This is a genomic window from Paenibacillus sp. 276b (assembly GCF_900107875.1).
In the GTDB taxonomy this organism is placed as follows: domain Bacteria; phylum Bacillota; class Bacilli; order Paenibacillales; family Paenibacillaceae; genus Paenibacillus; species Paenibacillus marchantiae.
Genome location: NZ_FNRR01000005.1, coordinates 366,477 through 392,427, shown reverse-complemented (window position 1 = coordinate 392,427; position 25,951 = coordinate 366,477). Strand labels below are relative to the sequence as shown.

Sequence of the window (25,951 nt, the reverse complement as noted above, 5' to 3'; positions counted from 1 at the left end):
GGATATCGATAAGGATTATGTGGGCTTCCTGCATATATTTATCCGTATCCCTCAAGTGGGCCGCAACCAGCGGCCAATTAAGGTGGCACCGCGAAGCATAAGCCTCGTCCTTCTATTCTGTTCCCGTCTGGGAAACAGGATGAAGGACGAGGCTTTTTTGATTTATGTATGTACCCAAAACTGTTGCAGGCTGAAAGGAGGTGATGGTCGTGGAAGACGGCTGGTGGCGTCAGCAATTAAGGATCGAAAAATTACAACATCAAAGGAGAATGAACCATGAACAAGAACAAAGACATTATTTTAACCGGAGACCGGACAACCGGACAGCTTCATCTCGGCCATTACGTTGGCAGCCTGCGCAGTCGGGTGCAATTGCAGGATGAGTACAAAACGTATATTTTACTGGCTGATGTACAGGCGCTTACGACCCACTATGATCAACCGGGACTTATTGCAGACAGCGTGCACCAAGTGACACTCGATTATCTTGCCGTAGGTATCGATCCCAATAAAGCCACTCTGTTCATCCAGTCGATGATTCCGGAAATTGCCGAGCTGACTGTCATCTTCTCCATGTTTATCACGGTGAACAATCTTCGGCATAATCCCACGATTAAAAACGAAGCGCGTGACCGTGGCTATAAGGATCTCTATTACGGATTTCTCGGTTATCCTGTCAGTCAGGCTGCGGATATTGCGTTCTGCAAAGCAACCCTTGTTCCAGCGGGGGAAGACCAGATCCCACATATCGAAACAGCGCGGAAACTGGTCCGGCGGTTCAATGAATTATATTCGCCCGTTCTGCCTGAACCACGTATTCTGACCGGAGAACGGCTGGGCGGACTGGATGGCGTGGGCAAAATGAGCAAAAGCATGGGCAATGCCATCTCGTTGAATGCTCATCCTGACGATGTGTATGCCAAGCTGGCCAGGGCAAAAACCGATCCTGCCCGCATTCATCGTTCTGACCCGGGACATCCGGATATTTGTCCGGTATTTGCCTATCACCAGCTGTTTCGAAAGGATCAGGCCGCTGAGATTCATGCGAGCTGTAGTGACGGCACCATTGGTTGTAAGGATTGCAAGATGATTGCAGGCACTGCAATTAACGAACTGCTCTCCCCTTTCCGTGAACGGCGAAATTACTATGAACAACGTGGACATGAAGTGAAAGAAATCCTCGTGGAAGGCACACGCCAGGCCCGTCAGGCTGCACGTGAGACGATGCTTGAGGTTCGTGAAGCGATGGGGATACGTTATTTCGACTGACGGTATGAGAAGGCTTGATCACGTTAACACTGCTGAGAACAGTATATTGGGAAAAGAGGTCCCCTCAGCATGAAACCAACACAGCCTTCTTTTTTGCAAGCCATGATGTTAATGATGTTATCTGTTGGCCTGATCAGTCACGTCCTGATCATCCCTGCCCTTTTGTCTTCGGCAAAAAGAGATGCATGGATATCCGTTCTGTTGTCTGCAGGGCCTTATCTTTTATTCACTCTAATGCTTGCCTATGTCTCTCGTTTTCTCCAGCACCAAACCCTGCATGAGTGGCTGACTTCCCATCTTGGCAAGCCTCTTGGCATGCTGTTTCGGGTGGGAAACAGCCTCTTTTTTCTGTCCGTGATCTACTTCACTCTGCATGATACCACCACTTGGGCCAAAACCAATTACCTGACGGAGACGCCAATATTGGTTACAAGCATTGCTCTGATGTCTCTCTGTGCCTATGCGGCCTATAAAGGAATACGCTCTCTGGCATTTACAGCAGGATTAATCCTGCCCCTGGTTGTGCTGCTTGGCTTCTATGTAGCTATCGTCAATACACAATACAAGGATTACAGTCGTCTGCTGCCTGTGCTTGAACATGGCTGGCATCCCGTGCTTCATGGCACAGTCTACAGTCTTGCAGGCATGTTTGAGTTGCTGTTCATCTGGTACTTGCAGCCCCACCTCTCCAAACGGATACGTGTATGGCAGTACCTGATGCTCGCGATCATTATCCTTGGGCTGACACTCGGTCCGCTCATTGGGGCGATCGTGGAATTTGACCCTTTTGAAGCTGCCAAAATGCGATATCCCGCCTTTGAAGAATGGCGAATTGCGTCCTTGGGCAAATATATTGCCCAGACTGATTTCTTTTCCATTTATCAGTGGCTCGCCGGTTCTTTTACCCGGATTAGTCTGGCCATGTATATTGTAGTAGAAATTTGGAATATTAAGAGCGCCTCCAGAAGGATCATATGTTGTGCCACTCTTGGCGTCTTTTTTATTCTTACCATGCTGTATCCTCTGGATGATATGACATTCGAAAAACTGCTTGTCCAATACATATTCCCGCTCAATCTCGTGTATCTGAGCGGACTAGCGGTGGTTGCAACAGCAGTTGCATACATCAGTTCACGCCATCAGAGGAGGAAACATCATGGAGCACCAAACGATTGACACCACGTCCCATGAAACGCTGCTTGCCTCTTTCGAAGAGCAGTTCAGTCCCTGCGCAGATGTTGTTATTCAAAGCTTTCCTGCCAAAGATGAAACCGATATGTCGGTGATTATGCTCTATTGCGACGGTTTGGTCGATGGTAAACAAATCAATCAGTTTATTATCCCACGGCTGGAACAGCATTCTCTACATGAAGAAGAAGCACATCCCAAAGAATTGGGGTTAACATTGAATCCGGTGGATGATCTCACAGATACAGAGAATTTAAATCTTCTGATTTTCAGCGGACAATTACTGCTCATTTTCGGAAATGGTGATCAATCCTGCAGTCTAGATATCGCGAGTATACCAGGAAGAACCCCTGAGGAGTCGGCGATCGAGTCATCGATTAAAGGACCTCGGGATGGGTTCACTGAGGAGTTATCCGTGAATATTGGCCTCATTCGCAAACGAATGAAAACCTCTTCCATGTGTTATGAGAAATATGTTAAAGGTGGTCGTACCCAGACCGCTATTGGTCTGTTGTACGTCAAAGACATCATTAATCCGGATATTCTGAAAGAAGCACGCCAAAATCTCGACCAAATTGAAATCGATGGCATTCTTGGTACCTCTATTATGGAACGTGCCATTATGGGGGGAATTCGCAGCATCTTCCCACTCACGGATAATACGGAGCGACCCGATTATGTCGTGGACTCCCTTTTAAATGGGCGATTTGCGGTTCTCATTGAAGGTTCACCAGTAGCCATTATCGCTCCAACCACTCTGTTTAATCAGTTAAAATCGCCGGAAGACGAGAGTACCCCTTTTTTCATTGTTACTTTTGAGCGAATTTTGCGCATTTCCGGATTACTGATTGCCTGCTTCTTTCCTGCCTTCTATATCGGCCTGACTAGTTTTAATGTGGAGCAGATCCCCTTGCCTCTGCTTGCAACCATTTCGGGTACACGGATGGGTCTACCTATGCCAGTAACGCTGGAAGCATTTTTAATGATATTTATGTTCGAGCTATTTAATGAAGCCGGCCGCCGACTCCCACGAGCCTTGGGGCAAACCGTCAGCGTCGTAGGTGGGCTTATTATCGGAGATGCAGCTATTCGAGCAGGAATTACTTCCCCCACGATCATTGTCACGGTGGCTATTTCGGTAATCTCCAGCTATATTTTGGTGAATACCGTGCTTAGTGGGGCTACTGCTCAAGTCCGGATTGGGATGCTAGTCATTTCTTCCATTCTTGGGTTATTCGGTTTCATGATTGGACTACTGGGTCTGCTGGTGCACCTCGTATCCTTGGAGTGTTATGGCGTCTCATACCTGTCACCCGTCTCACCTTATATACCCGGCGACTTCACCCAAGCCGTATCCATGCCCCCTTCTATGAAACGGACCAAGCGCCCAGCTGTACTCCATACACAGGATTCCACTCGCCGGAGGAAAGGCTCGTGACAAGATGGATGGCTAAAGTTAGCTTGTTAATAAGCTGCTTTATCCTGCTGACCGGGTGCTGGGATTCCAAAGAGGTTCAGAGTATTAACTTTATCACGGCTGTAGGGATAGATTATGTAGACAACCAATATGTTGCTTACGCCCAACTCATTGATTTCTCCAGTATTGCCAAGCAGGAAGGGCCAACTTCAAGGCAAGCAAGTGATATCTGGATCGGACGGGGTGAGGGTTCTACGCTGAGTATGGCTATTGATGATCTATATCAAACTTCTCAGCAACAAACGTTATGGACCCATGTAAAAGCGATTGTCTTATCCAAAAATGTGTTGAATGGACGGCTGGAAGATGTCTTTAATACACTGTTGCATTCAGGCCAACTGAGATATACCCCATGGCTCTACGGTACAGAGCGTAACATTACAGATGTACTCGCTCCCTCTGCACTGCTGAACCAATCCGCCCAGACCATAGAGCTGTTTGAACCGATGAAGCTGTATAAGCAACATTCCGGTTATGAACCCATCCGGCTTCATCAGCTCCTTGACGGATTTCGGGAGCCTGCTTCAGTTATTCTTTTGCCTTCCATTACCAATCAGAATGAGACCTGGTTTAACGGAGAAAAAGCCCCCCCGCTTATTAGGATGGATGGGTTTTACGTCATTTCAAATGGTAAAAGTCAAGGCAGGTTAACGGGTAAAGATGCTGATGGCACACGATACGTCAATTATGACCGCGTCTTTCAATATCCGTTGTATGTATACAGCAACGGGAGCAAAACGCCGGAGCTGACGCTTAGGCTTAATCACCCAAAGACCACGATTAAGGCGAGGAAAGAAGGAAATGGCGTTACATTCGACCTGGTTACTTCGGTTAAAAGCGCCATCATCGAGGATCATAACTCTCATCGCTCTCCCCATGTTATGGAAAAGGAAGCGGAGAAACAGATTGAGTCCGAAATTCGCAATACGTTTGAGAAAACCAAAGCACGAAAGATTGATTCCTACGGTTTTGTGGAACATCTATATCGTCATGATCTCCCCCTATGGAGACAGGCGGTATATAAACGGGCCAACCCACTTGAGGGGTTTAAACTCGGTAAGGTCGAGGTTCATGTGAAAATCCTCAATGCCAGTACGTATAAATACGATGAGTAACGCAAAAAGACGATCAGTAGCCTGCAGTCCATGCAAGGTTACGGGTCGTCTTTTCATTTCATAATTAACATAACGTCTTATCCCAATGGAAACGCCATAACACTCATGAGTGCCAATTCAGGCTGAGTGGTATCCAGACGACTGTACTGGACGATAACAGGAACATTGCTAGAGACGGTAATGGCATAGGGTACTCCCGGAGGGATGAGTTGTTCACCCGATCTCAACGACGCTGTCCGAATATGCTTTGTTCTCCGCGCAGGTACCTCAGCCACGATGTCTTCGAGCGGTTCCCTATCTTCAAAATAGATCGTTATTTGCAGCTGTGCATCCACTATGCCTGTATTTAGCACACAGATGCTCTCGTGACTCTCCAGTGAGCCCGAGCTGTCCGGTGGAATGTAACCATCGGGGATCACCCAGTAGGTGTGACCTGTCGAAGTGGAAGATGTTTTATGTGCTGAAGTGTTCGTCTGATCCTGTGCCATTAATAATTCCTCCTTTGCTAATGCAATAATTAGTTAAACGCGCGTAAGGCTCGTGGTGCAGGCGCTTCGGTGGGCGGATCGGGCTGTGGGTCTCTGTTGGCTCGGGATTTCTTTTTTATTCCCCTTCAGCAGGGGAAATCCCGCTCCAAAGGCGGACGCTTCGCTCCCTCTGCTCCGATTCCGCCCTCCTTCGCTGCAACGCTCGCCATTGCTTTTTAAAGGCTTATTGCCTTCGCTATGTTCGCTGGGCAGCTTAAAAGCAACCTTGCTCGTTACTTCGTTAACTCGCTTAATAAAAAGGCTGCTTGCGGGGCGGAAGCTTCGGTGGGCGGATCGGGCTGTGGGTCTCTGTTGGCTCGGGATTTCTTTTATTCCCCCTCAGCAGGGGGAAATCCCACTCCAAAGGCGGACGCTTCGCTCCCTCTGCTCCGATTCCGCCCTCCTCCGCTGCAACGCTCGCCATGGCTTTTTAAAGGCTTATTGCCTTCGCTATGTTCGCTGGGCAACTTTTTGGGATGCTCGTTACTTCGTTAACTCGCTGAATAAAAAGGCTGTTTGCGGGGCGGAAGCTTCGGTGGGCGGATCGGGCTGTGGGCCGCTGTTGGCTCGGGATTTCTTTTATTCCCCCTCAGCAGGGGAAATCCCGCTCCAAAGGTGGACGCTTCGCTCCCTCTGCTCCGATTCCGCCCTCCTTCGCTGCAACGCTCGCCATTGCTTTTTAAAGGCTTATTGCCTTCGCTATGTTCGCTGGGCAGCTTAAAAGCAACCTTGCTCGTTACTTCGTTAACTCGCTTAATAAAAAGGCTGCTTGCGGGGCGGAAGCTTCGGTGGGCGGATCGGGCTGTGGGTCTCTGTTGGCTCGGGATTTCTTTTTCATTCCCCCTCAGCAGGGGGAAATCCCACTCCAAAGGCGGACGCTTCGCTCCCTCTGCTCCGATTCCGCCCTCCTCCGCTGCTTACCTCAAATACATTTGCAGCGGCTGCAGTCGCAGCTCGCGGATGGCTTCCGCTACCTGCATGGCGAGGCGACGGGCACCGCGCTCCTGAAAATGCGTGTTATCCTCCACGCCTGCTGGGAAGTTTACATACTCACCCGGCAGCACCCACATGAAGTCCTCCTTGCTGCCTTCAATGCCCGCTTGCTCGAACAGGATGCGGCTTCGCTCAGCCAGATCGATCAGCGGTACCCCTTCCTCTTGTGCCAGCTCGCGCACGGCGACGATATAATCACCATGGGTGTCGGTCAATGTTCCGTCATCAGCGAAATAGCGCCGATGCACGGGTGTCACGAGCACCGGACGAGCCTTAGCTTCGCGGGCGGCATCGATATACTTTTTCAGATATTCCTTATATGTTGTGAAAGGCTCCGTTCCCCGGTCAGGGTCCGGCTTCTCATCGTTATGTCCAAATTGAATAAACAGAAAATCTTCCGGTTTCATCTTCTCCAGAATGGCATCCAATCTGCCTTCATTGATAAAGCTTCGGGAACTGCGTCCAGACTGGGCATGATTATCCACAGCAACATCATGTTTGAACTGTGCGGGTAACAGCTGCCCCCAGCCACAGTATGGATATCCACTTTCCGGCTGATCCGTCACGGTAGAATCACCAGCGATAAATACAGTCATCGTCTGATTGGCAAGCGTGATCTCCAATGCATTAATCCGCGGCGCAGGACCGGAGAAGGATAGTCGGAGCTTTCCGCCACGAACCACAACCGAGAATCGAACCTCTGCACATTGCCCAGGAAGTGTACGAATGGTTGGCAGCATCAGCCTGCCCTCTCCGGCTTTGATTCTGGTGATCGTCTCCGCCAATTCATCCCCTGCAATTAACAAGACTTGATAGGTTCCATCAGGTACATCAACGATGAAAGATGCCTTGAGCGGAATACAAAAGCTTGAAAGCAATCGGGCAGACACATTGGCCTGCCCTTGTTTGCCGTTGTTTGCCCTACTGGAATTCGATACTTCGTCTTCACTTATCCGTTGTTTCTCATACACAAGGGAGCCGGATTCAAAACCGTATTCTCCCTGTTCTTCATATGCAGTGCTGGCAGACACTTTCAAATAACCCTCAACCTCACCTGCACTGCCAGAGTCCGGTCCAAAATTGAACTTCCAGTGGGTAACGGCCTCTTCACCGCCCTCTGCCGTTACCTCCGTGGCAACAGCCTGACTACCCTGGGCCTTATTCAATAGGAACAACCTCCTTGTTCAATATCCAATTCAGGTTTGAATCCAGTGAATATCGTTTATCCTTTCAGTCCGCTGGTGCTCATGCCCTGTACAATTTGTTTTTGGAAAATAAAGAACACGGCTACAACGGGTACGAGACTCACAATGGACATCGCGAACATCGCTCCCCAGTTGGAGGCAGACTCACTGTCCAGGAACATTTTCAGTGCCATGGAGACCGTATATTTATCCGGCGAGTTGAGATACAGTACTGGACCGAGCAGATCCTCCCATCTCCAGTAGAAGGAGAAGATTGCAGCCGTTGCAAGTGATGACTTGATGAGCGGCATAATAATCTGTACATACAGTCTGAACTTGTTACATCCATCAATGGTAGCAGCCTCATCCAGCTCTTTCGGAATCGTACGAATGAACTGTACCATCAGGAAGATGAAGAACGGCATCCCGAAGAACGTAGGTACAACTATCGGTAGAATGGTATTCAACCAACCAAGCTTCGTGAAGATAATATATTGGGGTACGAGTACAACGTCATGCGGCAACATAAGTGTTAACATCATCAGGGAGAACCAAAAGTTACGTCCTTTGAAGTTGAGTCTGGCAAAACCAAAGGCAATCAACGATGAGGATAACACGGCACCAATCGTAGAGATGACCACAATAACGAGTGAGTTGGTGATGTAATCCATAAACGGTCTTCCGCCTGCGCCTTTCCAGCCATCCGCGTAGTTACTCCAGATCCATTCCGTAGGGAACAAGGACTCGGCAGTTACGAAGATGGTACGACTTTCTTTGAATGAGCTGAAAAGCATCCACAGAACGGGATAAAGCATCAGGAGGGCCAAAGCTGCAACGAACAGGTGATAGATGGGCCATTTCACATTTCTCCAAACCATCGTTACTTCCCTCCTTCGGATTCATAAAACACCCAGAACTTGGATGTCAAGAACACCGCGACTGTGAGTATACCGATCATAATAAGCATGATCCAGGCCATGGCCGAAGCATAACCCATGTTGTTAAACATAAAGGCCTGACGGAACAGATACAGCGAGTAAAGCATCGTACCGTCCATTGGACCGCCCTCGCCTTTAGAGATGATATATGCAGGTACGAAGGTCATAAATGCACCGATGGTTTGCATAATCAGGTTGAACAGAATGATTGGACTGAGTAGCGGTAAGGTGATACCAAAAAATTTACGTACCGGGTTGGCACCATCCACACCTGCTGCTTCGTACATCTCGGGAGATATATTTTTCAGACCAGCCAGGAAGATGAGCATGGAAGATCCAAACTGCCAAACAGATAACGAGATCAGCATAACCAGAGACGCATTCGGATCACCAAACCAGCTAATTGGCCCAATTCCGATTGCCGTTAATGCACTGTTGATGACACCTTCATTACTGAAAAGGTTACGCCACATAATCGACACGGCCACACTACCACCGATAATGGATGGCAGGTAGTACAAGGTACGATACGTTCCGACCATACGGGATCCCGTATTCAGGATCATGGCTACGAAAAGTGCGAAGACCAGTCTTAGAGGGACACCAATGAACACATACAGAAACGTTACTTTAACCGAGTTCCAGTACTTCGGATCATCAAAGAACATTTTGGTGTAGTTGTCCATCCCGATCCACCGCGGTGAAGTGAACAAGTTATAACTCGTAAACGACATGTATAGGGATACAAACATCGGAATAAGCGTAAAGCCCAGAAAGCCGATGATAAAAGGACTAATAAAAGCATACCCGGTTAGGTTTCTACGCAACGACGAATATTGCCTCAACGGAACGAACCTCCTTTATTGATCTGCTTGCTTTCCGCAACCTTGCTTCGAGCTACTGGACGGGGAAAGGCCCTCGCGGTATGCGAGTAGCCCTGTTCCCGTCCATCCCGGTAATGGGATGAGCAAGCGATCATTCAACTGTTATTTATTGTTGGCAAGAACGGCTTCGGCATTTTTGCGGAATGTCGCTGCTGCTTGTTCCGGTGTAACCTTACCAAAGTTCAGTTCCTCCACAACATCCGCTAGAGAAGCAATGACTTCCGGCGAACCTACCGGTGGTGGTGAGCTCATTGGCGAAGCCTTAGGCTCCATGGACGCTACGAAGTCAAATACCTGTTTCGTTGCATCACTCAACTCAGGAGCGATAGCTTCTTTGATTTTGCCCGAAATCGGCACACCGCGCTCGCCTTTGATCAGTTTGTTAGCTTCCACATCGTTCACCCAGAAATCGATGAATTTAGCTGCTTCTTCCTTCACTTTCGAGTTCGATGTTACAGCCCAGTACATACTTGGCTGCATATAGAGTCCTTTTTCCATATCCGGTCCAGGCATTGGTGCAATCTCCAAAGGACGATTAGCTACCTGCTGCAAGGCCACAAACTGGTTGGACCATTGCCATACGCCAATTCCTTTTTCCTTAACCAGATCGGATTCCTCAATAATGCCTTTCGTCTGGTTAACCAGATCCGGTGAAGGTGCAGCTCCCTGCTCAATCATCCGCCGCATGAGTCCGAAGAACTCAACGAATAGTTTGTCGTCATCATAGCCAAGACCCGTTCCTTCAGCATTGTAGAGGGACAGTCCTTTGGTCCGCAGGAAATAGTGGAAGAAGATATCCGGCGCTACGCCCCCATCCAAAAAGAGTCCTTTGGCAGCCGTTTGCTTGCCAAGCTCTTCATACGATTCCCAAGTCATATTTTCGGGAATGGAATCCACACCCGCTTTTTTGAGCAAAGCCGGATCATACTGGAAACCCAGTACGTTAACACCAGCAGGTACTCCGTATTGTTTGTCGTTGATAACGCCTGTGCTGATTACGTTCTCGGATACGTCGTCTACTTTAATCTGGTTTCCGAGATACGGGGACAGATCTTCGAGCTGTCCGTTCTTTGCATATTGGCTGATGTAGGAAATATCCATCTGAACAATGTCCGGCAGTTGATTCGCTGCCGCTTGTGGAGCAAGCTTTTTCCAGTAGTCATCGAATGAGGCGTATTCCACGTCAATTTTGACATTCGGGTTTTTCGTTTTGTACAGGTCAATGACCTTCTGTGTGTATTCATGACGTGCATCTGATCCCCACCATGCGATACGAAGTGTTACCGAACCATCCCCAGATGTTCCGCCCGATTCACCGCTGCTGCTGCACGCCGTTGTTAATACCAGCAATGCCGCCATCATCAGGAATATCGCCTTTTTCACCATGCCAATCTCCCCTTTTATGTTGAAATGGTTGTGTGAACGAGTTACCTTTCACTTTCTGATAACGCTTTCACGAACTTTATATTGTCATTTTCGCAAATGTGGGACCATAGTTGAATACACAAAACCGTCTTGTTGGTTCAAAAAACAGAGGAGGACAACTGCACCTCTATCGGCGCTGTTCGTCCCCCTCATATTTCGATTCCATAATCGTCAGTCAATTGTTATAAGCCAGTTCTGCGAAATTCGGTAGGTGTCATGCCGGTCCACTTTTTGAACACCTGACTGAAATATTGCGAGTTCCCCCCGAAGCCAAACAATTCGGCAAGCTCAAAGACCTTCACATCTCCACCTCTGCGAATATGGTCGCAGGCACGCTCAATGCGCAAACGATTCACATAGTTGGAGAAGTTTTCACCCGTCACTTTTTTGAAAATTTTGCCGAGATAATCCGGATTCATATATAACATCTGATGGGCAACCCCGTTAAGCGAGAGATCAGCCTCACCATAATGGCGATCCACAATATCCATCATCTTCTCCACAGCAGAAGACTGACGGCTAATATGGTTTTTGTAATAACCGGAGGTTAACCGGGCTGCGCTACTGGCAACAAAGGATTTTAAGCCAGACAATGTGTCGATATGGGGCAGCTCTGCCATCCGTTGGGTGAATTCCGTCGCCTCCTCAGGAGGACAGACATGAATCATTGCGGAGTACAACTGCACCACATACGAACGAGTAATCCCGATTTCAAGCTGCTGACCAGACAAAAGCTCGAACAGGCGATCCACTTCAGCGCCCGCTTCTTCCGTATTGCCTGACTTAATCAACTGACATAACTGCTCTGCATCTTGTTCAACATGTACACCATCACATTCCCCGGCCAGCTCCAGATCACTTTTGGTAATCAGCTTGCCTTCGCCGATAAAAAAGCGATGGTTCAGGCATTGCAGCGCCTCACGGAACAAACGCCGGGACTGGATCATTCGATCTGCTTCACTGAGGGCAGCCGTAACTTCCAGTTTATATAGTCTGGTGAAAGCAGTCCGCACTTCTTCGATGCTCTCCTTTAGACCGACCGAATCGGCAGAGTCCCCCAACAGAATTAACAGTTTGCCTTCAATGGTAGTGCTTAATAGAACATGGGGCAGCAGATCACTGGCAATGTTTTTGATTGCAAATAGATGACTATAATCATGTTCATCTGCAATCCGGAACAGCAGCAGCCGAACTTCGTTATCCTCCAGCTCCAAGTCAAACAGCTCCTGATAATACTCCAGATCGACCGGACCATAGGTTTGGTTCGTCATAAATTCCAGCAGGAACTGCTCCTTCACATGTGGCAGCACCCGCTGCAGACGCTGTTTCATCTCTCCGGCCACATGTTCCTTTACCTGGGCATCCTGGTGTTCCTGAAGCAACTCGGACAAGGCATCGTGAATCTGGTTCTCGTTACACGGTTTGAGCAGATAATGTTTCACTCCATATTGCATCGCCCGACGAGCGTATTCAAACTCTTTGTAGCCAGACAACATGATAAAGCGGAGTCCAGGGTAAGCCTCAGATGCTTTTTCAATGAGTCCAAGACCATCCAGGCCCGGCATTGAAATATCCGTAATGATAATATCCGGTCTCGAATGACCAATTTTATCCAGCGCTTCAATCCCGTTTCTCGCGGTATCCACCAGTTCCGTTCCCGCTGCAGCCCAATCCACAACTTGCGAAATCCCCTCCAGAATGACACGTTCATCATCTACGAGCATCACTTTGTACATCGTCATCGTCCTCTCTAACCCAAGGTATTCTGATCGATACTACGGTCCCTGATCCGGGATTGCTGCTCATGATCATTTCGCCTTCGTCGCCGAAGGTCAACCTGATCCGTTCTTTGATGTTCGACAGCCCGATCCCCTGTCCCCTCGTCTGTACGCGTCCCTCTTGCAATTGCTCCAGAAATTCGGGAGTCATACCCGGACCATCGTCCTCCACATCAATTACAACGTTGTCTCCGTCTGCTCTCGCCCTAATCCGAATACGGCAAGGTTCTATGCTTGGCTCCAATGCATAATGAATGGCGTTCTCCACCAATGGCTGCAGAGTTAACTTCGGAATGCGTGCAGTTCCCACTTCGGGCGCAATGTCCATGTCAAAATCAAGTCTTTCCTCGAATCGCGTGTGCTGGATCGTCACATAACTGCGGACGATGTCCAGTTCCCTTTCCAAAGTAATCCACTTCTCGGACATGTTCACTGAGCTTCGCAGAAGAAATCCGAGGGCCTCAACCATTTCGGAGATTTGATGCTGCTTCTGCACTTTAGCAAGCCAGTTGATCGATTCCAGTGTGTTATATAGAAAATGTGGATTAATCTGTGCCTGAAGCGCTTTCAATTCAGTCTCTCGGATCACGAGTTGCTTCGCATAATTCTCGTCAATGAGTTCACGTATACGCTGTACCATCATCTTAAACGTGCGATGCAGCAATCCGACCTCATTTTGTGAAGATACCGGGACATTGCCCAGCGCTACTTCCTCCAGCTTATCCAGATCGCCTTTTTCGATATTACGCATTTTCTTGATCAACTGGGCGATGGGCTGTGTAATGCTGCGGGAAAACTTGGCTCCGAATATAAGTGCCGCCAGGAATATCATGATAAAAATGACAGTCACCAGCTGTTTAACAAACTGGATCTGCTTAAACATTTGGTCAAAGGGCGTCATGTACAGATACACCCAATCGGTATAAGGAGAATTCGCACGAGCGACAAAATTCCTTCCCTGCTCGAACATGGCTATCCCATAGGGCTGAGTGCGCTTCAGTTCAGACTCGATTTCAGATTTACTGACAGTCGACTCTGTTGGGTAGATTACTTCCCGGCCATCTGTAATTAATAGCTGTGAATCCTCTGCCGGGTGTTGCATCTGGTCTTGGACAATCCGATCCAATCGTACACGAATAACCAGGGTGCCCAACTTCTCCAGCGTAAATGCTCCACCGGTAAAAGACTTTACCTGTCTAACCGACAGTAATCTGGCTTGTTGGTCCCCGCCTGTGTACCAAGCATTAGAGCCCGAATATTGCTGTCCCAAAGCAACCAATTCTCTTTGCTTCTTCTCCGAGATTCCCTCCCGGTTTCCAGCTGCCATAATATTATTATCATTATCGATAAAGATCATGGAATAGACGTATTTCTCTGAACCTGCATATGCCACCAGTCTGTTGGTAATTTTTTTGCGCAGGCCATTTTTCTCATACCCCGATTCAGCCTTATCCAACTGAAGAAGATATTGCTGAAGAGGCTCGTCGGACATGACCTTGAAGGATAGATTGGAGATTTCACGCAGTTGGTTCTCGATGCCCACCGAAGACATATTAAGCACCTGTGAGGATTTCTCATAGATTTGTCGATCATAAATGCCGAATACATATCCCAGGACAGATACATAGAACGTGAAGCTGATCATCATCAGTAATCCGATGAGAAGAATGGTTTTGTGATGAATCGGCAATGTCGTGAAAGCGTTTTTAATTCTACTCATCCAAAGCGCTCCTTTGGCTCACGAAGGGTGCAGTCATTCGAAACTGTTTTCGATCTACTGTAAGTTATTTTCATATTTACACATCCATGGTCAGATGACAAGTCATATTTATGCAACATTTTAGGTCATTTCCGAAGGTGTGTATCCTTGGTCTGGTATGAACATAGACGCAAAAACAGCCAGATTCCCTGAAAAGATCAAGGAAATCTGGCTGCTCAATATCTTGTCGATAGTGTATAAGAGTGCTAATTATTTCGTTACGGATTTACAAAAACGGTTTTTAACTTGGCGACATACTGCACATCAAAGCCAAGACCCTCGGCTACCATAGCAACCGGCACATATGTTTTGGACTCTGTGCCCACCTTGTTCAAGAATGCAGGTGTATCCACGGCTACGGATGCACCATTCACCTGAACGGCCGTTGCACCAATCTTCACGGCAACCTTCCGATCTCCGTATGTAATCGTTGCGGTTGAGGTTTTGTTATCCCATACCGTAGTTGCGCCAACGGCATTCACGATATCCTGGATCGCCACAAAGTTTTTACCATTGCGGTTGATTGGTTTGTACGGCGTGTCCAGCGTTTTACCACTGACAATGATATTCATCGGTTGGCCTGCAGCAGGAGCCGTCAGCTTGGTGTAATCGCCCCAGATCGTTTCTGCGAATACTTTGGCAATCGCTTCATATCCGAACTGATTCGGGTGGAAATCGCGGTCCTTAATCATGTGAGTCATCGTGCCTTCACCGCCAATAAATTCCTTGGCGACATGAGCCACTTTCACATCAATTCCTTTAGCGGAAAATTCAGTCGCAATTCCATCAATGGTCGCAGTAAACCCTTGGGAAACCTCCATCAGTTTCGCATAGAGCGCTTTACCAGCTACTTCAGGCATGGGTTGGTACTGGTCAGCGATTACGATTTTGGCATTAGAATTAATCTCATGAATATCATTGATAACTGCGCTAACATTGGCTGTATAGGAAGATAGCAATTCCTTCACTTTTGCTTCCAGTTCCGCATCACTTAGCTTATCTGCTGAACCGAGCAACTCGGACACATCGTTCCCTCCGATTGTGATGGCAACGAGATTAGCCCCAGCTACACTCTCCCGGATGGCAGCAATATTGGCTCCAACTTGTGCCGCTCTTGGATCAGGGAGGCTCGGTTGAATGGCTTCGGAAGTGAGCGCTTTCCCTTCTTTAATCGCATCTGCAAAGTTTTTCAAACCACTGCTCTTCAATCCGGCAATACCATAGTTGTCCACCTGAGTACGTCCGTGAAGTAGACCTTGTTCCTGCAACCGTTCTACATAACCATAGGGCAGTTCTTTCAGGTTCGGCTCATACCCTACGGTGATGGAGTCCCCCAATGTGACGAGGCGGAATTCCTTGGTTACTGATATCGCATCTTTCTGTACAGGCAATGATGATGTTACGCTTCCTGCGGGTAACGCATTGCTATCCGCAGCATGAGCGGACTGTGCGGATGATGCCAAAATCAGCATCCCTGCTAGCATACTTGCCGTTAATCCCGCGGCGGTACTTCTCCATATGCGTTTACGCTTCATTCTTAGAACACTCCTTTTTCCCGTATCTATAAAATAAAAAAAATAATTACATATTACACTGTTCACTCCGGTGACAGAAGTTCGTGTAACTCTATTCTAACATTATTAAAGGGGCGCTGTCGTCTCCACCCCATATCCGCACGAAAAACAGACTCCCCTAATTAGGGAAGTCTGTTATCCGTTGAGTATAGTCACGATGTTCACTCGTTAAGACTTTGATTTATTCGTGTCTCCAGAATCAGAACCATTCGTGTCCATTTCCGTTTTGTTCCCGGCAGACCGATCTAGATATCGATCGTAGCGATCGTCCACCTCACGTGCCATGTCCCGGTACTTCAACGTTTCTTCAACAATTGGGTCTCGTTCTGTCTGAATGCGCACCTCGTACTTGGGAGGAATCAGCTGACGTTCACGTTTGTCAGCATCGCCGGACTCCTCCATCTCCCCTTCAGTCAGCATATCACTCAAACGTCGTTCCAGTTCTTTGGATTCATCCATTGTTGTTCGCTCCTTAAATTAAAGTCACATATGCACTAATCTTACTATTGTACTTTCACTTCGTGGACAGAACAATCTTCCGATCGCTGTTATCCCCAGATTTCTTTGATTCCCCTCGTCCAAGGGAGAAATCCGGTGATAAAGGCGAGCGCTACGCTTCTTCAGATTTGTTCAGTCCCCTCCGTTTAATGTACAATTTCAGATTTTTAAAACATTGATGAATTGAATAAACTCACTCACTCCAAACCGGTTGCGTTTGCTTCCTTCAGCACACCCGTCAGTGCATCATGAATCTTGCCATTGCTGGCAACCACATGGCTCACCGACAGTTGGTAAGGCGTCCCCACGGTATCGGTAACCTTGCCACCGGATTCCTCAACTAGCAGTGCACCTGCGGCGATATCCCAAGGCTTCAAACCGACTTCGGTATAAGCGCTCAGGCGCCCCGCTGCAACATATGCCAAATGCAGGGCGGCAGAACCACCTGCACGCAGACTGCGCACTTGCGGTGCCAGTGCCTGAACAGCGGCCATATTGATCGGCAACGCGTAGGTTGTATCCGCCGGGAAGCCAACTGCGATCAGGCTCTGGGCCAGTTCCTGTTCACCAGATACAAGCATCCGGTTTCCATGGACATAAGCACCTTTTCCTTTTTCCGCAACAAACATCTCGTCACGGGAAGGATCGTAGATTACCCCCACAATCACCTCACCGTTATGAGCCAAGGCAATGGATACGGAGTAGAACGGAAAACCGTGTACGAAATTGGTCGTTCCGTCCACCGGATCCACAATCCAGAGAAACTCTTCTTCCTCAGCTTCTTTCAGTGCCTTCGCTGATGCTTCCGGTCCCGGTTCCACGCCTTCTTCACCCAGAATGGCATGATGGGGAAAATGCGTCAGAATTAGGCGTCGGATCATCTGTTCCGCACCTTTATCGACTTCAGTAACGAGATCCTGCGGCGAATACTTGGTTCCGGGCTCTCCCACAGTTCCGAGACGGCTCTTGATCCACTCTCCAGCTTTGGAAGCTGCATTAATGGCGACGGCAGTATAGCTTTTGCTTGTCACGACATAAGGTGTTTTTTCCTTCTCATTCAAAGCGTTCACTCTACTTTCTATATCAATCTACGAAAAATTAAAATACTTGTTAAAAGTATACGCCCCGAGGGTCGTAAAGTTTCTCGTTGCCCAGGCCCCTTTTGGCGCTACGGATGAATGATTACCGTCGACTCGTCCACCCATTCCACACCCTCTTCGTGATAGAATGCTAGTTTCTGCATCAACTGCACCAGAGCTTCATCCTTGCGTTTGGCCTCAATCATCACATCAAGAGCGGGCGTATCTGCTGCAATATGACGTAAAAAAGCGAGCATCGGCTCCACCTCAACACCATCAGCATGACCACGCAGGTCCTTCTCACTCTTTGGACTGGAGACGTGAATTTTGGGCGGCAACGGCTTGTCTGCCGGAGAATCCGCTTGAGCAAGCGGAGACTCCCAAGTCTTCAATATATCCGGCCAGAGATCCCATGGCTGTTCGCCTTCATTGTTCACCCATTGATGGTGGATATCCAGCACCATGGGCAGCCCCATACGTTGACATACCGAGAGGGTCTCGGGAGCATTGAACGTTTTGTCATCATTTTCGAGCGTCATCCGTTCCTGAATATCCCGATCCAGCTTCAGAAAATTTTCTTCAAAACGCAGCGCTGCACTAGGCTTGTCCCCGTATGCACCACCAATATGTATATTGTTCTTGGCAGTGGCATTCAGCCCCATGGCATCCAGCATCCGTACATGATGGCGAAGGTCGCGCATGGAGTTGCGCAGCACTTCCTCCCGAGGTGTGCTGAGTACCGTAAAATGATCCGGGTGGAAAGACACACGCATCTGGTTCTCCTTCACAAAATCGCCAATCGCGGCAAAATCCTGCTTAAGCGCGGGAAACGGGTCCCAATCACTGAGATCCTCATGCGTTGCTAGCGGAATTAATTTGGAAGAGAAACGATATACATGAATATGGCTTCCTTTGTTGTGTCTGAGCAAACGTAATGTATTATGCAAATTCTCGGCTGCAATCCGTTCAAGCTTGCGAATTGCTGCTTCCCTATCATCAATTTTCTTAAAGCTGGACATAGTCATCGTCCGGGAAGGTGAAGCATTCTCCACAAGCACGGACATCGCCACATAACCAAAACGTACGAGCATGAATTTCTTCCTCTCTATTAGGGCGGGATTCCTTTCCCGGTATATGAAGCCGGCAGTCTTCCCTTCACTTTATATAACCAAGTTTTACCCTAAAAGAGTGACCATAATCGTGATTTGGACAAATCCGTCCATTCAATCCCGGTCCACATGTAACAAACTACCCCTGTGCCTGTTCACCAAAGAACATCTCGTCCGCGAGAGCAGTCTGAATGCGTGATTCTTCCTCGTTCAGTTTACGGATCAATTGCATCTCCACTTCGGTCACTTCTTGACCCTGGAAGTTAATCTCAGCAATGGAGACTACGATTTTTACGATGGCTACGGCCACGTTATCCGGTGTGTAAGCAATGACTTTCTGTCCGGTAGGAAATACACGAAAGCCTTGTTTGACCATTTTGCCACGGCCGTATTCAAGCAATTCAAACAGCTCTTGTTCATTCTTGAACTTGCACACGGAATTGAATTCGGTCTGAAATCCCATTCATACCCCTCCTTATAATGTCGTCCTTAGGCTATGCCTGTACGCCATTCTCATAGTTCAGCGCCTGCTTGCGGTTGTAGCGTTCCAAAGCCAGCTCAATCATGCGATCCAGCAGTTCGGCATACGATACGCCCGTTTCACGCCACAAGAGCGGGTACATGCTGTATGGTGTGAAACCAGGCATGGTGTTTACTTCATTAATAAGCAATGCCCCATCCGATTTGCGAATGAAGAAGTCTGCACGGGAAATGCCATTGCCTTCAATCGCACGGAATGCCTGCAATGCGGCCTCACGAATGCGATCTGCGGCTTCCGGGTCGAGCGGAGCAGGGATCAGCATCTGAGACTGTCCATCGATGTATTTGGCTGCATAGTCATAATATTCACCGGAAGATACGATTTCTCCTGGTACAGAAGCCATCGGTTCGTCATTTCCAAGTACACTGACTTCAACTTCTCGAGCCTCTACAAACTCCTCAATGACTACCTTGGTATCGTAACGGAGAGCGAACTCCACTGCTTTCTTCAGTTCATCCCGGTTACGCGCCTTCGAGATTCCTACGCTGGAACCGAGATTGGCCGGCTTAATGAAACACGGATAGCCCAGTTGATCTTCCACCTGCAAGATCATTTCATGTTCGGTCTGTTTCCATTGAGTAGCGTTAAAATACGTAAAGGCACATTGGTCGATTCCGGCCTGCGCGAACAGTTTCTTCATGACCACTTTGTCCATGCCGCCTGCCGAAGCGAGTACACCTGCGCCAACATAAGGCATATCCGCCATCTCGAACATCCCTTGAATCGTGCCATCCTCACCAAACGTACCGTGCAGCAGCGGGAACATGACGTCCATCGCCTCTTCTCCGCCATATAAACGGCCGAACAGCGCGTTCAGCGCTTCCTGTGTTCCGCCCGCCGCCTGCTCCAGCTTCAAATCTTCAATCTGCGCGAATGGCGCATGCATGACGGATCCTTTTTTCCACGTACCTTGCTTGGAGATATAAAAAGGAACCAGTTCATACTTCTCATAATCAAATGCGTTCGTTACAGCAAACGCCGTTTGCAGCGACACCTCATGCTCGCCTGACTTTCCGCCGTAAACGACGCCTACTGTTAATTTATCCATACTCATGTGTAACCTCCGATTATCTGTGCAATGATGCTGCCATGTCTGCATGTTCAGCACCACTTTTATTCTGTTATCTAGACTTATTTTACACGGAACCGGATGTCCACGTCACCGAATCCCGTAAAATCTTTGACCATCAAAACTCATCTGCAATGTGAAAAAGCCGGTACACCGTCCGCTCGTTCCAAGCGTAAGAATCCCGGTAATCCCAAAAACGGTGGCGGCTGCTGACTGTATGTGCGTTCACAAGTGGCATGCCCCCCGCATCAAAAGCGGTCACAACCGTACTGTGCTGAAACCTGCCGTCCCCGTCCCAGTCATAGAGGACTACATCTCCAAGCATTAGCTGCTCTGGACGATCCACTTCGGTTGCTGACAATCCCCAGCTGCTGCCAGATAAATAACGCTCCAGACTATTGGACACGGCCCAGCTGTAACTCCACATTTCAGAGCCATTTACATAGCCTTTGTACCACCATCCTGCTTCTCTTTTACCAGTATAGTGGATGGGTGCTCCCCCTGCAAAGAGACATTGGGACACATAATTGGTGCAATCTACTTCGAATTCCTCAAATGCCGGGTTTCCCGCATTCCACCACCGGTCCGCATAGGCGACAGCCAGATCCCTGCGATACAGCTGCTGCTTCGATCTCCTACCCTGTCCCAGTACTTCTCGGTTAAGCAGCGGCCGATTCATCGCCTGTACAAAATCAGCTTGTTGAAAAGGACGGCCCTCTCCTACCGGGCGACGCTCCGGCACTTCACGTTCTACACGTGCAATGGTCCAAACTCCACCTTGCCTAAGAAAGGTCAGGCGTTCCCGTTCAATCCGGTCTTCCCGATGGGTCAAACCATTCTTCTCATAGAACAGCCTGCTGTACAATTGCACATCGACGACCGATTCATCGGACCCATCCATAAGTGTCCGCACAAGCTTGGCGCTGGTCTCACTGCGAAGAGGCACCGCCCGCCGCTTGCGGTACCATTGGTCCAGTCTGGCCATCCGCTCTCCCCGTTCCAGCACAAATTCCGGATCGGTGACAATCCGTTCGCTTGTCTGTGGACGGTAGTCGATCTCACAGCGATTATACTGGTTCACGTAGGTATATAAGGCACTCTTCCATTCGCGTTCCAAGCCTGTGTCCCCCTTTGGCATGAGTTCTGTCCGGAATGATCCATTGCATGAAAACTCTTTTTTATTTATATGAGAGAATTTCGGTTGTATGTGTCTGGTTCTGTTTTGAAGCCTTATTATCGGGGATAATGCGTACGGAAGAGATCGCGTCCATTCCCTTTACTTGAGAACGCATTCAATCTCTCAATGGCTTGGCTGGACAGGCAAAAAGCCCTTTACGTACGGAGTTGAAAACGGTATACTTAAAACTAAAGTTACGATTATGAAATTACGTTTCACCTAATGAAACTAACGAACAAGGACACGGAACGATGAAGGCCTGTTCTTCACCTAAATGAACGTTTTCTTCATCTCACCGACACATTTTAAGGAGGTACATGTATGTCAGCCAAGAATCATTTCTCCGCGGCCCGCAGTCTTGAGGTCGGAGGCAAGTCTTATCGCTACTACAGTTTAGATGCTCTTCAGGAAGGCGGCTACGGCGACCTTTCCAAGCTCCCTTTCTCCATTAAAGTGCTGCTCGAAGCAGCTATTCGTCAATTCGACGGACGTGCTATTACCGAAGAACATGTAAAACAACTGACCGGCTGGGCAGAAGGCCGTGACAATAACAAAGAAATTCCATTTATCCCTGCACGTATCGTTCTGCAGGATTTCACTGGTGTACCCGTGGTCGTTGACCTTGCAGCAATGCGCGATACCGTGAAAAAAGCAGGCGGCGATCCAAAACAGATCAATCCACTCGTTCCCGTCGATCTCGTTATCGACCACTCCGTTATGGTTGATGCGTTCGGAACGAACGATGCACTCGACTACAACATCAAGGTTGAATTCGAGCGTAACGAAGAGCGTTACCGCTTCTTGCGCTGGGCACAAACGGCATTCAACAACTTCCGTGCAGTTCCACCATCCACAGGGATTGTTCACCAAGTTAACTTGGAGTACTTGGCTTCCGTGGCTGCAACCAAAACCATTGATGGCGAAACTGTTGTATTCCCGGATTCCCTCGTAGGAACGGACTCCCACACCACCATGATCAACGGACTCGGCGTTGTTGGTTGGGGTGTTGGCGGGATCGAGGCTGAAGCAGGTATGCTGGGCCAACCGCTTTATTTTGTAACACCGGACGTTATCGGTTTCAAATTGACAGGTAGCCTGAGCGAAGGCTCAACGGCAACGGATCTGGCACTCACAGTTACTCAAATGCTGCGTAAAAAAGGCGTTGTCGGTAAATTTGTCGAGTTCTACGGACCGGGTCTTAGCAACATCAGCCTGGCTGACCGTGCAACGGTAGCCAACATGGCACCAGAGTACGGCGCAACAATTGGTTTCTTCCCTGTTGATAGCGAAACACTGAACTATATGCGTAATACCGGCCGTACCGACGAACAGGTGGATCTGGTTGAAGCTTATTACAAAGCTCAGAACATGTTCCGTACTGCTGATACGGTTGATCCTGAATTTACAGATGTGATCGAACTTGACCTGGCATCCGTTGTACCAAGTCTCGCGGGACCTAAGCGTCCACAAGATCGCATCGAGTTGACTCAAATGAAGGATAGCTTCAACAGTATCATCCGTACGCCGATCGACAAAGGCGGTTACGGACTGAGCGACGAAAAAATTGCAGAAAAAGTACCTGTGAAACACCCGAACGGTTCCACTAGCGAACTGTCTGCTGGTGCTGTCGTTATCGCGGCAATCACAAGCTGCACCAACACATCCAACCCTAGCGTTATGGTCGGAGCGGGTCTACTTGCGAAAAAAGCCGTTGAACGTGGTCTGACTAAACCTGGCTACGTGAAAAGCAGCTTGACTCCAGGTTCCCTCGTTGTTACCGAGTATCTGGAAAAAGCAGGTCTGATCGAATATCTCGACAAACTCGGATTCAACGTTGCCGGCTATGGTTGCGCAACTTGCATCGGTAACTCTGGCCCACTGCCAGACGAAGTAAGCGAAGCAATCTCCGAGAACGATTTGACGGTAGCGGCTGTATTGTCCGGTAACCGTAACTTTGAAGGTCGTGTGCACGCGCAAGTCAAAGCCAACTATCTGGCTTCTCCGCCACTCGTTGTGGCGTATGCTCTCGCGGGTACCGTTAATATTGATTTTGCAACCGATCCAATCGGTTATGATACCAACAACGAGCCTGTATTCCTGAAAGACCTCTGGCCTAGCTCCGAGGAAATCAAGGATACCATCGCTAGCTCGCTGAACGCACAGATGTTCCGCAACAAATACGAGAACGTATTTACAGCTAACGAACGTTGGAATACGATCCCTGTACCGGAAGGCGAATTGTATGAGTGGGATCCAAACTCCACGTACATTCAGAATCCACCATTCTTCCAGGAGCTTGGCGACAAGTTGACTGATATCGCAGATATTCGTTCCGCACGTGTTATGGCATTACTTGCTGACTCCGTAACAACGGATCACATCTCGCCAGCGGGTAATATCGCACCATCCAGTCCGGCTGGACTGTACCTGAAAGAACATGGCGTAGAACGCAAAGACTTCAACTCATACGGCTCCCGTCGTGGTAACCATGAAGTTATGATGCGTGGTACGTTTGCCAACATTCGTATCCGTAACCAAGTAGCTCCAGGTACTGAGGGTGGTATTACGAAATACCTGCCAACGGACGAAGAAATGTCCATCTACGATGCTTCCATGAAGTATCAGGACGAAGGACAGAACCTGATCGTTATCGCAGGTAAAGAGTATGGTACAGGAAGCTCGCGTGACTGGGCGGCAAAAGGAACATTCCTGCTTGGCGTCAAAGCCGTTATCGCAGAAAGCTTCGAGCGTATTCACCGCAGTAACCTGGTGGGCATGGGCGTAATGCCATTGCAATTCCAGGAAGGTCACGGCTGGTCCAGCCTCGGTCTGAACGGTCGTGAAACGTATGACATCACAGGTCTGAGCAATGATGTGAAACCAGGACAAGAACTGACGGTTACCGTAACTCGTGAGGACGGCACCAAGTTCGACTTCCCTGTCATCGCTCGTCTGGACAGCATGGTTGATGTGGACTACTACCACAACGGCGGTATCCTGCAAACCGTATTGCGTCAAATGATGAAAAAATCTTAATCGCATTTATATTTAATGCAATTAAGTTATACAAAAAAGCTCCCCGTCACGTGTGCTCTGCACGGTGACGGGGAGCTTTTTTTTATTAATATGACAAAGGCTGTGTAACGCCTCTACACTTCCTTTTAATGTCCAATGTAATGTGAAACTTGATCAAGGGATTGCAGTGTGTGCTCCCCCTCCTTAAACGCGACTCTGATTGGAATTATACTCTTTTCTGGTAGTGCGAGCTGCTCCACCTATGATTATCCGTTTCAGACCGATAAGCAGGCTGTACAGAACATAACCGATCATTCCACCAAAGGTGTTCAACATAAGATCATCCACGTCGAATATGCCCATGCCTGTCAATAGCTGTGTCGCTTCAAAAGCAAAACTTAAGAGCAAGGAAAGTACGAGTACCTTGGCCCCTGACAACAGCTTGTTCCCCATCAGCACTGGAATGAAAATACCCAGTGGGATAAAGGCCATGACATTGCCCAGCAGATGTATTGCGGTACCCGGACGATGTAACGACAGGCTATGCCAGTCTCTTGAGATTTCCTGAAATGGCGTCAGGTTAACGGTTCGCGTATGAATCAGATCCGGCTGTTGCGCGATCGCCATAAGTTGAACCCTCACAATGTCCCAATCCACCGTATGCCCTTTGAATAATATCAGCTTGGTTAGCAGATACAGATAGACGATCAATGCCGCGACCCATATCATCTTCATGTTGAACTCCTTTGGTTTCATATATGAACCTCCATGTATTTCTAGTTGTTTATTCCTCCACCGTCACGACAACTCCCTTCATGTTGTCTCCCGATATCTCATATTGACCATGCTCAGGTATATTAATGGTTTCATCTTTGGATGCATCGTAATAACGTATAAGATAGTGCTCGCCCCCGACTTCAGCGGAAATACTCTTTTTCTGCTGCAGCAGCTCCAAATATTGCTCCAGCACCAGATGATTATGATACATGATGGCGCTGTGCGGCAATCCCACATACCGGAAATGCCATGGTTCGAATTGGATGCCGGTGATGTCCACTTTATCCTTCGGATAACGCAAGATGAATCCGAATTTCCATGCATTCTTTTCCAGCCAGGCTCCTTCCGGCGCTTCACTCATAGCAGCCAGCGTAGAGCCGATATCCATGGACAAGCCCAAGTTATGTTCACTATGACCTGCGGGAAGCGCATAGTCCGATCCCTTTTCCTCATAAAGCTGTTCTTGCTTCGTAAAGTCCCGATAGCCACTGCTGATGATGAAATATCGTACGTCATCTTTCCCAGCAGCTTCAACCATCTTCTGGAATGCTTGCGCTACGTACTTTGACAACATA

Annotated in this window: 21 protein-coding genes, 1 pseudogene and 1 other annotated feature (1 of these 23 running past the window's edge); of the genes and pseudogenes, 5 read left to right on the top strand and 17 right to left on the bottom strand. The window is 48.5% G+C overall.

Annotated elements, in window-relative coordinates; genetic code table 11:
- Window positions 1-115, top strand: a binding site (T-box leader) (it extends 189 nt beyond the left edge of the window).
- 161 nt (window positions 116-276) lie between these two features.
- The 4 genes from trpS to BLV50_RS23935 all read left to right on the top strand — a co-directional run bounded on the left by trpS (window position 277) and on the right by BLV50_RS23935 (window position 5,049).
- Window positions 277-1,269, top strand: coding sequence for a tryptophan--tRNA ligase (gene trpS, locus BLV50_RS23950; protein WP_090810363.1), 993 nt, complete (start codon window positions 277-279; stop codon window positions 1,267-1,269).
- Window positions 1,270-1,338: 69 nt separating this feature from the next.
- Window positions 1,339-2,445 (top strand): GerAB/ArcD/ProY family transporter, encoded by a 1,107-nt coding sequence (locus BLV50_RS23945; protein WP_090810361.1) that lies wholly within the window; start codon window positions 1,339-1,341, stop codon window positions 2,443-2,445.
- Window positions 2,426-3,895: a spore germination protein gene (locus tag BLV50_RS23940; protein WP_063568160.1), complete on the top strand. Its 1,470-nt coding sequence runs from the start codon at window positions 2,426-2,428 to the stop codon at window positions 3,893-3,895. The genes BLV50_RS23945 and BLV50_RS23940 overlap by 20 nt, the downstream gene beginning before the upstream one ends.
- The gene (locus tag BLV50_RS23935; protein ID WP_090810359.1) at window positions 3,892-5,049 is read left to right on the top strand and encodes a Ger(x)C family spore germination protein; all 1,158 of its coding nucleotides are present in this window, start codon (window positions 3,892-3,894) and stop codon (window positions 5,047-5,049) included. The genes BLV50_RS23940 and BLV50_RS23935 overlap by 4 nt, the downstream gene beginning before the upstream one ends.
- 77 nt (window positions 5,050-5,126) lie before the next feature.
- Here BLV50_RS23935 and BLV50_RS23930 read toward each other — a convergent pair whose 3' ends face one another.
- From BLV50_RS23930 to BLV50_RS23865, 15 genes are all read right to left on the bottom strand, one after another.
- Complete coding sequence (locus BLV50_RS23930; protein ID WP_090810357.1) at window positions 5,127-5,537, bottom strand: sensory rhodopsin transducer; 411 nt, start codon at window positions 5,535-5,537, stop codon at window positions 5,127-5,129.
- Window positions 5,538-5,826: 289 nt separating this feature from the next.
- On the bottom strand, window positions 5,827-6,000 hold the full coding sequence (locus BLV50_RS33170) for a hypothetical protein (protein ID WP_218135424.1): 174 nt from the start codon (window positions 5,998-6,000) through the stop codon (window positions 5,827-5,829).
- Window positions 6,001-6,493: 493 nt separating this feature from the next.
- The gene (locus tag BLV50_RS23925) at window positions 6,494-7,606 is read right to left on the bottom strand and encodes a rhamnogalacturonan acetylesterase (protein ID WP_090810409.1); all 1,113 of its coding nucleotides are present in this window, start codon (window positions 7,604-7,606) and stop codon (window positions 6,494-6,496) included.
- Between the two features lie 185 nt (window positions 7,607-7,791).
- Window positions 7,792-8,631, bottom strand: a complete 840-nt coding sequence (locus BLV50_RS23920; RefSeq protein ID WP_024633028.1) for a carbohydrate ABC transporter permease — start codon at window positions 8,629-8,631, stop codon at window positions 7,792-7,794.
- Between the two features lie 2 nt (window positions 8,632-8,633).
- A complete protein-coding gene (locus BLV50_RS23915) occupies window positions 8,634-9,536 on the bottom strand; it encodes a carbohydrate ABC transporter permease (protein WP_024633027.1) in 903 nt (300 codons plus the stop codon).
- 141 nt (window positions 9,537-9,677) lie between these two features.
- A complete protein-coding gene (locus BLV50_RS23910) occupies window positions 9,678-10,961 on the bottom strand; it encodes an ABC transporter substrate-binding protein (protein WP_090810355.1) in 1,284 nt (427 codons plus the stop codon).
- A 221-nt stretch (window positions 10,962-11,182) separates the two neighbouring features.
- Window positions 11,183-12,736 (bottom strand): response regulator, encoded by a 1,554-nt coding sequence (locus tag BLV50_RS23905; protein ID WP_072734837.1) that lies wholly within the window; start codon window positions 12,734-12,736, stop codon window positions 11,183-11,185.
- On the bottom strand, window positions 12,711-14,498 hold the full coding sequence (locus tag BLV50_RS23900) for a cache domain-containing sensor histidine kinase (protein ID WP_090810352.1): 1,788 nt from the start codon (window positions 14,496-14,498) through the stop codon (window positions 12,711-12,713). Before BLV50_RS23900 ends, BLV50_RS23905 begins: the two co-directional genes overlap by 26 nt.
- Before the next feature lie 257 nt (window positions 14,499-14,755).
- Complete coding sequence (locus tag BLV50_RS23895; RefSeq protein ID WP_090810351.1) at window positions 14,756-16,072, bottom strand: SGNH/GDSL hydrolase family protein; 1,317 nt, start codon at window positions 16,070-16,072, stop codon at window positions 14,756-14,758.
- A 207-nt stretch (window positions 16,073-16,279) separates the two neighbouring features.
- Window positions 16,280-16,570, bottom strand: a complete 291-nt coding sequence (locus BLV50_RS23890) for a hypothetical protein (protein ID WP_063568053.1) — start codon at window positions 16,568-16,570, stop codon at window positions 16,280-16,282.
- 236 nt (window positions 16,571-16,806) lie between these two features.
- Window positions 16,807-17,670, bottom strand: a complete 864-nt coding sequence (locus BLV50_RS23885) for an inositol monophosphatase family protein (protein ID WP_371121658.1) — start codon at window positions 17,668-17,670, stop codon at window positions 16,807-16,809.
- Window positions 17,671-17,777: 107 nt separating this feature from the next.
- Entirely contained in the window at window positions 17,778-18,779 is a 1,002-nt protein-coding gene (uvsE, locus tag BLV50_RS23880) for a UV DNA damage repair endonuclease UvsE (protein ID WP_090810349.1), read from the bottom strand.
- Between the two features lie 157 nt (window positions 18,780-18,936).
- Window positions 18,937-19,260: a hypothetical protein gene (locus BLV50_RS23875; protein WP_053779624.1), complete on the bottom strand. Its 324-nt coding sequence runs from the start codon at window positions 19,258-19,260 to the stop codon at window positions 18,937-18,939.
- Window positions 19,261-19,291: 31 nt separating this feature from the next.
- Window positions 19,292-20,392, bottom strand: coding sequence for a D-alanine--D-alanine ligase (locus BLV50_RS23870; RefSeq protein WP_063568050.1), 1,101 nt, complete (start codon window positions 20,390-20,392; stop codon window positions 19,292-19,294).
- A gap of 133 nt (window positions 20,393-20,525) precedes the next feature.
- Complete coding sequence (locus BLV50_RS23865; RefSeq protein WP_063568049.1) at window positions 20,526-21,545, bottom strand: amidase domain-containing protein; 1,020 nt, start codon at window positions 21,543-21,545, stop codon at window positions 20,526-20,528.
- Window positions 21,546-21,905: 360 nt separating this feature from the next.
- Between BLV50_RS23865 and acnA the strand changes: the two genes are divergently transcribed.
- Complete coding sequence (gene acnA / locus BLV50_RS23860; protein WP_063568048.1) at window positions 21,906-24,620, top strand: aconitate hydratase AcnA; 2,715 nt, start codon at window positions 21,906-21,908, stop codon at window positions 24,618-24,620.
- 183 nt (window positions 24,621-24,803) lie between these two features.
- On the opposite strand, the gene BLV50_RS23855 is transcribed toward acnA, so the two are convergent.
- Together BLV50_RS23855 and BLV50_RS33830 are read right to left on the bottom strand one after the other, a co-directional pair.
- A complete protein-coding gene (locus tag BLV50_RS23855; protein ID WP_090810347.1) occupies window positions 24,804-25,355 on the bottom strand; it encodes a VanZ family protein in 552 nt (183 codons plus the stop codon).
- A gap of 231 nt (window positions 25,356-25,586) precedes the next feature.
- Window positions 25,587-25,914: pseudogene (locus tag BLV50_RS33830) on the bottom strand (M15 family metallopeptidase); the annotation flags it as partial.
- Window positions 25,915-25,951 lie beyond the last annotated feature (37 nt).